8 protein-coding genes are annotated in these 8,036 nt (G+C 69.8%); 1 reads left to right on the top strand and 7 read right to left on the bottom strand.

Features of this window, described 5'->3' with window-relative positions:
• Nucleotides 1-125: 125 nt before the first annotated feature.
• From ABT288_RS09215 to ABT288_RS09205, 3 genes are all read right to left on the bottom strand, one after another.
• The gene (locus ABT288_RS09215) at nt 126-476 is read right to left on the bottom strand and encodes a hypothetical protein (RefSeq protein ID WP_351604352.1); all 351 of its coding nucleotides are present in this window, start codon (nt 474-476) and stop codon (nt 126-128) included.
• A 97-nt stretch (nt 477-573) separates the two neighbouring features.
• On the bottom strand, nt 574-888 hold the full coding sequence (locus tag ABT288_RS09210; RefSeq protein ID WP_351604350.1) for a hypothetical protein: 315 nt from the start codon (nt 886-888) through the stop codon (nt 574-576).
• A 481-nt stretch (nt 889-1,369) separates the two neighbouring features.
• Nucleotides 1,370-2,101 (bottom strand): hypothetical protein, encoded by a 732-nt coding sequence (locus tag ABT288_RS09205; protein WP_351604348.1) that lies wholly within the window; start codon nt 2,099-2,101, stop codon nt 1,370-1,372.
• A gap of 384 nt (nt 2,102-2,485) precedes the next feature.
• Between ABT288_RS09205 and ABT288_RS09200 the strand changes: the two genes are divergently transcribed.
• Complete coding sequence (locus ABT288_RS09200) at nt 2,486-3,463, top strand: PIN domain-containing protein (protein WP_351604346.1); 978 nt, start codon at nt 2,486-2,488, stop codon at nt 3,461-3,463.
• 492 nt (nt 3,464-3,955) lie between these two features.
• Here ABT288_RS09200 and ABT288_RS09195 read toward each other — a convergent pair whose 3' ends face one another.
• The 4 genes from ABT288_RS09195 to ABT288_RS09180 form a co-directional block, all read right to left on the bottom strand.
• Complete coding sequence (locus ABT288_RS09195) at nt 3,956-4,333, bottom strand: hypothetical protein (RefSeq protein ID WP_351604344.1); 378 nt, start codon at nt 4,331-4,333, stop codon at nt 3,956-3,958.
• A gap of 736 nt (nt 4,334-5,069) precedes the next feature.
• Nucleotides 5,070-5,531 (bottom strand): hypothetical protein, encoded by a 462-nt coding sequence (locus tag ABT288_RS09190; RefSeq protein ID WP_351604342.1) that lies wholly within the window; start codon nt 5,529-5,531, stop codon nt 5,070-5,072.
• 42 nt (nt 5,532-5,573) lie between these two features.
• The gene (locus tag ABT288_RS09185; protein WP_351604340.1) at nt 5,574-6,050 is read right to left on the bottom strand and encodes a hypothetical protein; all 477 of its coding nucleotides are present in this window, start codon (nt 6,048-6,050) and stop codon (nt 5,574-5,576) included.
• Nucleotides 6,051-6,132: 82 nt separating this feature from the next.
• Nucleotides 6,133-7,950 carry a VWA domain-containing protein gene (locus ABT288_RS09180; RefSeq protein ID WP_351604338.1) on the bottom strand — a complete coding sequence of 606 codons (1,818 nt, stop codon included), beginning with the start codon at nt 7,948-7,950 and terminating at the stop codon, nt 6,133-6,135.
• Between the last annotated feature and the right edge of the window lie 86 nt (nt 7,951-8,036).

Below are 8,036 nucleotides of genomic sequence, written 5' to 3'. Positions count from 1 at the left end.
CCCGCTGGAACAGTTCCCACAACTCGTCCGGCACCATGCGCTCGACCATCACCACACGGTGCAGACTACCCAGAACACCAAATGAGACGACGTCTTAGACCGTCTGCGCCCATGCGCTGTGGCGGTCATCGGCTAGGAGTCGCCTCGCACGCCGAGGCCGGATTCTTCTCCTCGCACATCTGCTTCCAGGTGTCGTCCAGCGCGCTGGAGAAGTAGGAGCTCCACTCGCTGCCTGTCGGGACAGGCGGCGTCCAGGTGTCGGTCGGGTTCCAGTGACACCAGCCGTCGTCCGGATGTTTCGCGCACCAACTGTTTGGCCGGTTGGAGGGGGAAGTGCTGGGCGCAGCCGTCTTCGGGGCGCTCGCCGAGGACGAGGCCGAAGGGGATGCGGCCGGCTTCCCGGCCGGCACGGGCTTGCCGCTGGTGCACGCGGCGGCGAGCAGGATGACGGGAACGAGCAGGACGATATGGCGCACGAGCCCCCCCCTTGGTGTGCGGCTGGTGTGTGCGGACACAGTGGCAGCTGCTCGGGGAACGGGTGGCGTTGTTGGTCAAAACGTGAAGAGCCGGGGCCTATCGGAGGCCCGGCAGCGTCGAGGACCATCGACGGCCGGACGACGCAACGCCACCCAGACGTCGCAGCGACTTACCTGCAGCGACCTCGTCGACATCGGCCTCGGCAACCTGGAAGTCGTGAGGGAACTTGCTGGCGTCGGTCCGAACCCTCCGCCGGTACGTAGCGTCGTCGGGGCCGCCGACACCGAGGCCGTCGGTGGCGAGCTGGGCGATGTCAGCGGAGAGGTTGCCGTTGTCGGCCTGCCAGTCGCTGATCGAGGACGGTTCGTCGTCCGCTGTGAAGTACGCGTCAACTTTCTTGAACGCGTCCATGCCCCGGTTGCACGTCAGTAGGGGCCTTCTCGTATACAGGCGATCCACCAGGACGGCTTCCGGCCGCGTTCTCGGTCTGCCGCGTCCGCTGCGCGGAATGCGACGGCTTGCTATCTCCCGAAGGCCGCCGCCTGATCGACGACTGGCGAGCAAGCCCGTCCAGCAGCAGACAAGCGGATCGTGGCCGTCTGGGCGGCCGAGATCGCCGTCGCCTCCGTCGGCGGGGCGCCGGGGTCACCGGCATCGGCAGCGGCGCCTGGCTTCAGGCAACCGCACTGTTCGCCGGGATCAGCAGCAACGCCACGATGGTGGAAACCGCCGGCAACATCGCCAGCGCCACCCTCCAGGGCCTGTCCGCCGCCCGGGCCACCGGCGTCGGCGCTCGACCACACAAGATGCCGAAGCTGACGACCTGCGCACAAGGATGCGCTCACCCGCCCTGAAGGGAGGAGGCTTGCGCGCAAGACCACCGGTCATCGATTCATCGGAGGAAGAAGCCCGGCTCTCTTACGGCCACTGTGGACGCCAGGGCGCGCAGTTCGCCATCAGTGATATGTGTTCCGTACGAAGCGAGCACGGTCATGGCACCCTTCCGGCGCACGAAGTAGAAGACCGCGTGCTGCCTAACGGTGCGCCAGGTGTTCGGGGCCACCAGCTCGCACGGCATGTGGTACAGGGGGCCGCTATCGCCTTGTGCCTCGCAGACGGGTGGATGGAAGCCGGACTCCAACGGTGCCACGGTCACATGGACGGCCCAGTCATTCGGATCGTTGGCGTCGACGCCGGTCCGCTCGGGCCACAGGCGGTAGACGAACTCATGACCGTACCGAGTGGCCCATGGATGGTCGAGGCGGTAACCGGTGACGTCGGGCGCAAGCAGGGGGACCCCCGCATCCACGAGCTCACTGCGCTTGCTTGCTTCAGTGCGGTGGGCACCCACGAGCCCCGAAAGCGGCCACAACAGAGCAAGACCAATAAGCAGCACGATCCGAGGCCGCCAGAACACGGGACGGGGCGCGGTCAGGACAGTGGCCAGTGCGAACAGGGCGGCCGAGGCCAGCGGGAGAACCACTGTCGGGAAGCTTCCGGCGAGCGCCCGCTCGCTCAGCTCGATCCCGAACCAGAAGAGCAAGCTGGTGAGCACAGCAACACGCCAGGCCGGCCGGACACCCGCCAAGCGCAGCAGCAGCCAGCTCGTCAGGAAGCCCACCACCGCTGCCGCTCTGACTAGCAGAAGCGCCAACCCCAGGCAGCCCCACTCTTGCTGACCGCACGGGAGGAGTCCGTCCAAGGGCCATGCGGAAAGCGCGGCGGCAAGCGCAATCCAAGCGGTCCCGATCCCGGCTCCGACCGCCGACGACCTGGCCACACGGGTTCTCAGGAACGAGCGCCAATGGGTGGATCTCAGATCCCCTCCAGCTCGTACCGATGCCATCTTCTCAGCCGTCCCCTCCGCGAGCCTGATCCGGAGATCGATCATGGGTACGCGAGAGAGGGCGTGGCATGAGTACGCGTACTCAACTGGCCTGGTCCCTTGGCAAGTTGACCCAGTGACCGGCTGATATGGCGGTGCCTGCCGACGCGCGCCGGGTCACGCGTGGCCGATGTCATTCCTACCAGCGAGATGGCACTGCATGAGGCAGCGTTCCGCGAGGCGAACGGGTTAGCTCCTTGCAAGGACGACGGGAAGAAAACCGGAGCACGAGACGCGGCGATCTGGCTGTCAGCCGTTGAATACGCCAAGACGCACCCGGACGAAACGGTCTACTTCGTCAGCGACAACACCCGCGACTTCGGTAACGGCACCAGCTATGCGGAGCCGATGCGCGCTGACGTCGTTGATCTCGCAGAGCGGTTCGTCCACCTGACCGGTCTGGGTGAAGTCATCGATCGGTTCACGAAACCCACGACGGTCGACCAGGACATCATCCAGCACGCTTTGAAGGCGGAGCCCGCCCTTGGAGCCGTGATCCGTTTGGCGCACACCATGGGCGGCGGCAACCAACCCGAGGTTTGGCTCAGTACCTTTGGTACCAGTGGATTCCCATGCACGCCGTCCGGACCAGACTCAGAGGCTCTTCCGGTACGCGCGTTCGGCTGGGTTGGCCCGACGTTGAATGCACACGCCATGGCGATCAGCAACGTGGACTCCTACCGTGTCGGCGAGCACGTCTGGTGCATGGCAACAGTCCGATGGCTCATCGCTGGCCTCGCTATATCGGAGCCCACCATCAGGACGGTGGCCTGCACCTTGGAGACGCGGATCCTATTCGCGGCGCACAGCGACGACCCTCGCCTGACAGTGCTCCGCCACTCCACCTTCGACCGCCTCACCGACGCCAAGTTCGCCCAGGTCCACGACCAGTTGACCTGGAACCTTGTGGTCGACCCGGCCAGCGCCCAAGACGAGCTGGTGGCGCGCATAGTGCGCTCCGACGCTCTCGCCAGGACCATGGCCGACCCCGACACGAAGCCATGGATGAAGATCCTGGCAGCTACCGCGATGATGACCAGCGGCAATTCCTCGGCTTCCCGCCTGCCTGACGTGCGCCTCGGCGAGACGGACGAAGGCTGACGAGGTCAGGCTGCACCGCCTGCCGCCACAGCCGGCCCTTGCGGGGGGCTTCCGGCGACGGGCCCGGCCGCGACGGGCTGGGCGCAGGCTGAGCAGTGGACTCGGCGCCATCTTCACGCCGACCAGTGCGCCCACGGCTACCTTGAATCGAGCACATCGCACAGTCGCCGCACTTGCCAGTGGTGTTACCGAGTGCCCGGCTGGCTCCCGCCTCGCGGGCTCCATGACAACCAGTCGTCTTGATCCGCGCCGTAATCCCCATGCGGCGATCGGCTCGACCTGCGGCGTACGCTTCCCTCTGCCGTCAGCTCCTCCCAGGAAACGGTGCGTCGTCGGCGCCGTCGACGGGGCGCACGGTGGTTAGGGGGAGCCGTGCAGCTTGTCAGTGAGCAGTCGTCGAGCCCGGCTCGCCACTGCCAGTCCGCACACCTCGCAGGCCACGTTGGGGCCATCGGCCCCGTTGGCGCGCTGAGGTTCTGGCTGGCGGGACTCCTACACGGGGCCAGGGACACCGCTGTACTTGGTCGTGTCACAGGCCACTCGGTTGATCTTCGCGAACTGCACGCAGACCTTCGTGTCGGTGCCGGTATCAAAGGCCGACCATGTGTAACTCAATGTCTTGCCCACCCGTCGGGCAGTCTCCGCCCGGCCGAGTTGCTGGCCGTCCAGAGTGAGCCGCACGCTCCTCGTCTGCACGGCTCCAGGCGGATTGGTCCAGATGGCCGTGACCCGGTTCCACGTGTTGCGGCCATCCAGTCGAATACAGACCTGGGGACCCGACCAGTGGTGCGTACAGGCGCTGGTCGAGGCGGCCGCCGGCCCCGCTGCCGACAGAACAGATGCCATGGCCATGACGGCGCCCACACTCATGATGCGTTTCATATGCTGCCCAGCCGGGCGTTTTCGTGCGTCGGGACGGGGCGGCGAGACATATCACCCCTATGGCGGGCAAACGCGGCGGCCTCGCGCCTGCCCCCGGCCGGCTATGGGCATGTCACCGGAGGGAGCGTCGTCGTCCTCCGCAACCAGCGTGCCCGCACCCGCCACAGAAGCCGCCGCCGTTGCACGGACATGGGCAGTGGCCCGCCACACGGTGCCGAGCAGCCTGGCTCCCGCCCAGCGCGGGGACATCGGAGTCGGGCGGCGCAGCTTTGTCCCATCCGCGGCTGGTGCGCCGCACAGCCGCTGCGATCAGGCCCGTGCGCGCCGTAAGGGGCAACTGGTCGAGGGCCCGAAGGCAGCTCGTCAAGTTCGGGTCATGAGGTCGGATGGGAGTGCGAGTGCAAGCCAGCACCTCTGCGGCGGCCTCGGCTACGGCCCAGGCGACTGCAGGCTCATCCAGGTTGGCACGCTCCTCGGCCGACATGCGGTCCACCGTACGGACCAGCAGCGTGGCGAGCGGCGGGGCCTCCCCGTCGTCGACGGCCGCGAGGAACGCGTAGGCGCGGCGAAGGAGTTGATGCACGAACAGGCGGTGTTGTGAGGCTCCGGAGGCGGGCATGGTGAAGAGTCCTTCCGTAATAGGCGGGCCGGTGTCAGTCGCCGGCCCGCGGTGCGGAAATCGCGGAGGAGTGGGCCTGGGCCCTGCATCGGGGGCCCCGCATGGTCAACTGCGGCCGGTCACGCTTCCGATATGCCGTACAGCGACCTGGTAGCTCCCCAAGACGAGGGCCAGCTGGCTCATCTGCTGGGCGAAGCGTGCGGCATGCAGGTCAGTGGTGTGGCCGACGCTGGCGAGTAGGCCGGTGACCGGGACGAAGGCCGGGTCCATGCGCGGGTCGCAGAGGTCACCGAGGCGGTCGCGGGCGTGGGCGGCGTGGCGGCGAAGTTTGCCGTGCAGCCGGTCCGCTTCGGCGGCCGTGGTCAGGACCACGTCGGCCAGTTCGCCCAGCGCGGTGCCGCGTGCGTGACGCTCGCGGAGGAGGCACTGGTATCCGTCCTCGCCGAGGGCCGTGAGCAGAGCCTCGTGCCCGGGAGAACGCCTGGCATCGGTGTCCGTGCCAGGTGACGTCGAGAGCCCATGGGTCCGGGCGGCGGTGCCCCGGATGCGGCTGATGCGTTCGGTCATGGCTGGCGGTCCCTTCCCTGTTGAGGGTGCGGTGGTGGGGGGTCAGCGGTCTTCGCCGTAGCGGCAGGTGCTGGTATGGCCTTCGTCGACCCTGAAGGTGTCGGGCACCGTGTCCACCTCCGGGATGTCACCGGGCCTGAGCGGCGGGAGGGCCAGGTATGTGCCGAGGTCGGCGAGGTGCCGGACCAAGGCGAGGGGGACTTGGCCGGAGCATTCGGGGCAGGGGCCGAGGAGTTCGAATGCTTCGTCGTCGTAGATCGGGAAGCGGGCGAGGAAGAGGTACTGCTCGCCGGTGTCGGGGCAGGTGGCGGTGGCCAGGACCGGCTCACCCGGCGTGGAGCGGCGACGCAACCAGTCCGGAGCGGTGGTGATGTGGTCCAGGCCGAGGCCGAGGGCGGCGGCCAGCCGTACGGCGGTGCGGGCGTGTTCCTCGCCCCGGTAGCGGCCGTGCGGGCTGACGGCGGTGTTGTGGCGGATGAACACGGCGGCGGCGTGGGCGCGTTCGGCCAGTGATGTCATGGGCGTGTTGCTCCTTCACGGTCGTGGTGGGCGGTTATCGGGGGTGCCGCCTCGGACCGGCCGGGGCGGCACCCACTCGGGGTCAGGGATTGGTGGCGGCGAGGGCGGTGGTTGCGGCCTTGCCGATCGCGGTGACGGCCTGGGCCGGGTCCGTCAGCTCCAGGAGGGTGGCGCCGGGCAGCGGGCGGGGGTCGGGTTCGAAGGCGAGCCACAGCACCGCGCACCCGGCCGCGCGGAGGGTGGTGATGCGGTCGGTTGCGCGGGTGGCCTCGTCGGGGCGGTAGCGGCCGTCGGAGGCGATCACCAGCAGGCGGCCCGCTCCGGGTGTGGTGAGGTCGAGGGCTGCGGTCAGGGCGTCGGCGGCCTCGGCGAGGCTGTGGCCGCCGCCGTCGGCGTCGAACTCGGTCACCCGGGCCGGTGTGCGGCCGGGTGCGGTGATCGCGGTCAGGGCCCTGCGGTAGGCGATGGTTGCGGTGCGCGAGTCCGGGTCGGTCAGCGCGGCGGCCTTGGCGATGATCCAGGCGGCCGAGGCGATCGGGGCTGCGGCTGCGTGCATCGAGCCGGAGACGTCGACCGCGATACCCACCCGCAGGGGCGGGGTGGGGCCTTGGCGGCGCTGGGTGCGGATCCAGGGCTGGGCGGTGGGGAGGGCGCCCGCCGCCTTCTGCGCGTCCCGGGCCAGGGCGCCACGCATGCTCAGCCGCCCGGGCGGGACCGCCGAGGCGGTGACGGTGACGGCGCGTTCCCGGTAGGCCGCCGCCCGCAACGCCCGCGCCAGCCGTCCCGCCGCTGCCTTCTCCCCAGCGGTGGGCGGGCGGGTACCGGTCACCGGGGAGGGGGCGTAACGGGCCCTGCTGCGCTGGCTCTCGGGGGTGAAGGGCCGTGCCCCGGGCGTGAAGACCTTCTTGGCGATCTCGGCCGCCTCCCGGGCGTGGGCAGCCTGGGCTGCCTTGGCACGGGCGCGGGTGCTGCTGGCGGCATGGGCGCGGGCCCGGGCCGCTGCTTGGGCGGCTTCGTTCGCCGCTACTGTTGCGGCGATCTTGCCGACCACGTCGGCGAGTTCGCCCCTGGATCCGGTGGGAGCGGGGGCGGGCTCCGGTGCCTCGGGGGTGGCTCCGAGGGCCTGGCACCAGGCCTCGGCGTGCTTGATCAACGCCTGTGTGTCGTCGTCGGCGGTGGCGTGGGCGGCCGTCCAGATCTGCGCGAGGGTGTTCAGCAGGTCGGGTCCGAGGAGGGTGGTCAGTGCCTCGTTGAGGGGCTGGGTTTCGTCTGGGTCGAGGATGCCTGCGTCGCGGCGGGCCAGGATCAGTCCCGCCGCCGCCCCGGCCTGCCAGGGGTCGGTGGGTGTCTGGCTCGTGAAGTCCGGCAGGACCAGGCTCTGGACTGCGGCCCTCAGGAAGCTCCGGTCGCCGGGGCGGCGGGCCAGGTGTGCCTTCTCCACGCGTGCCTCTTCCAGGAGCTGGGCTGCCGCATCAAGTGCCGTGCCGCGTAGCGCGGCTGGTGTGCTCCAGCGGCTGTGGGCGGCGTGGGCGGCCTCGTGGGTGAAGGCTCCCCAGGCGGCCGGGTAGCGCAGTTCGTCGCCGACCCGGGTGGGGTGGATGGTGGCGGGGTTGTGCGGGGCGAACAGGCCTGCGTCGATCTCCAGTTGGGCGAGGGCGGGGTAGAAGGCGGCCGGGGCGCCGGAGCGGGTGCCGGGCTCGCAGGTGACGATCACGTCCTCGCGTCCGGCCAGTTCCGGAAGTCGCTCCCCCAGGGCGGCGGAGATCCGCAGCCACTGCGCGGCCTGCGGGCGCGGGCGCGGCTCGTGGAGGGGGCCGCCGTCGTCCGCCCAGCGGGCGAGGTCGCATTCCAGGTCGGTCAACGCGGGGGGTGCGGGCAGGAGGTGGGCGGGTGCAGGCATGGGTGATCGGGCCCTTTCCGGGAGGAGGCTGGCGGGTGGTGGGCTGGCCGGGGGCCGGGTGTGTTCCCGGCCCGCTGGGCGGGTGT

The sequence above is a fragment of the Streptomyces sp. NPDC001093 genome, from assembly GCF_040298985.1.
In the GTDB taxonomy this organism is placed as follows: Bacteria; Actinomycetota; Actinomycetes; order Streptomycetales; family Streptomycetaceae; genus Streptomyces.
Note: the sequence above shows the minus strand (reverse complement) of the source record. Positions and strands in the feature narration are given on the sequence as shown.

Excerpts from the sequence above, each read along its gene's own strand:
- ABT288_RS09185 (WP_351604340.1), bottom strand. The coding sequence starts at position 6,050 with ATGACATCACTGGCCGAACGCGCCCACGCCGCCGCCGTGTTCATCCGC.
- ABT288_RS09180 (WP_351604338.1), bottom strand. The coding sequence starts at position 7,950 with ATGCCTGCACCCGCCCACCTCCTGCCCGCACCCCCCGCGTTGACCGAC.
- ABT288_RS09210 (WP_351604350.1), bottom strand. The coding sequence starts at position 888 with ATGGACGCGTTCAAGAAAGTTGACGCGTACTTCACAGCGGACGACGAA.
- ABT288_RS09195 (WP_351604344.1), bottom strand. The coding sequence starts at position 4,333 with ATGAGTGTGGGCGCCGTCATGGCCATGGCATCTGTTCTGTCGGCAGCG.
- ABT288_RS09190 (WP_351604342.1), bottom strand. The coding sequence starts at position 5,531 with ATGACCGAACGCATCAGCCGCATCCGGGGCACCGCCGCCCGGACCCAT.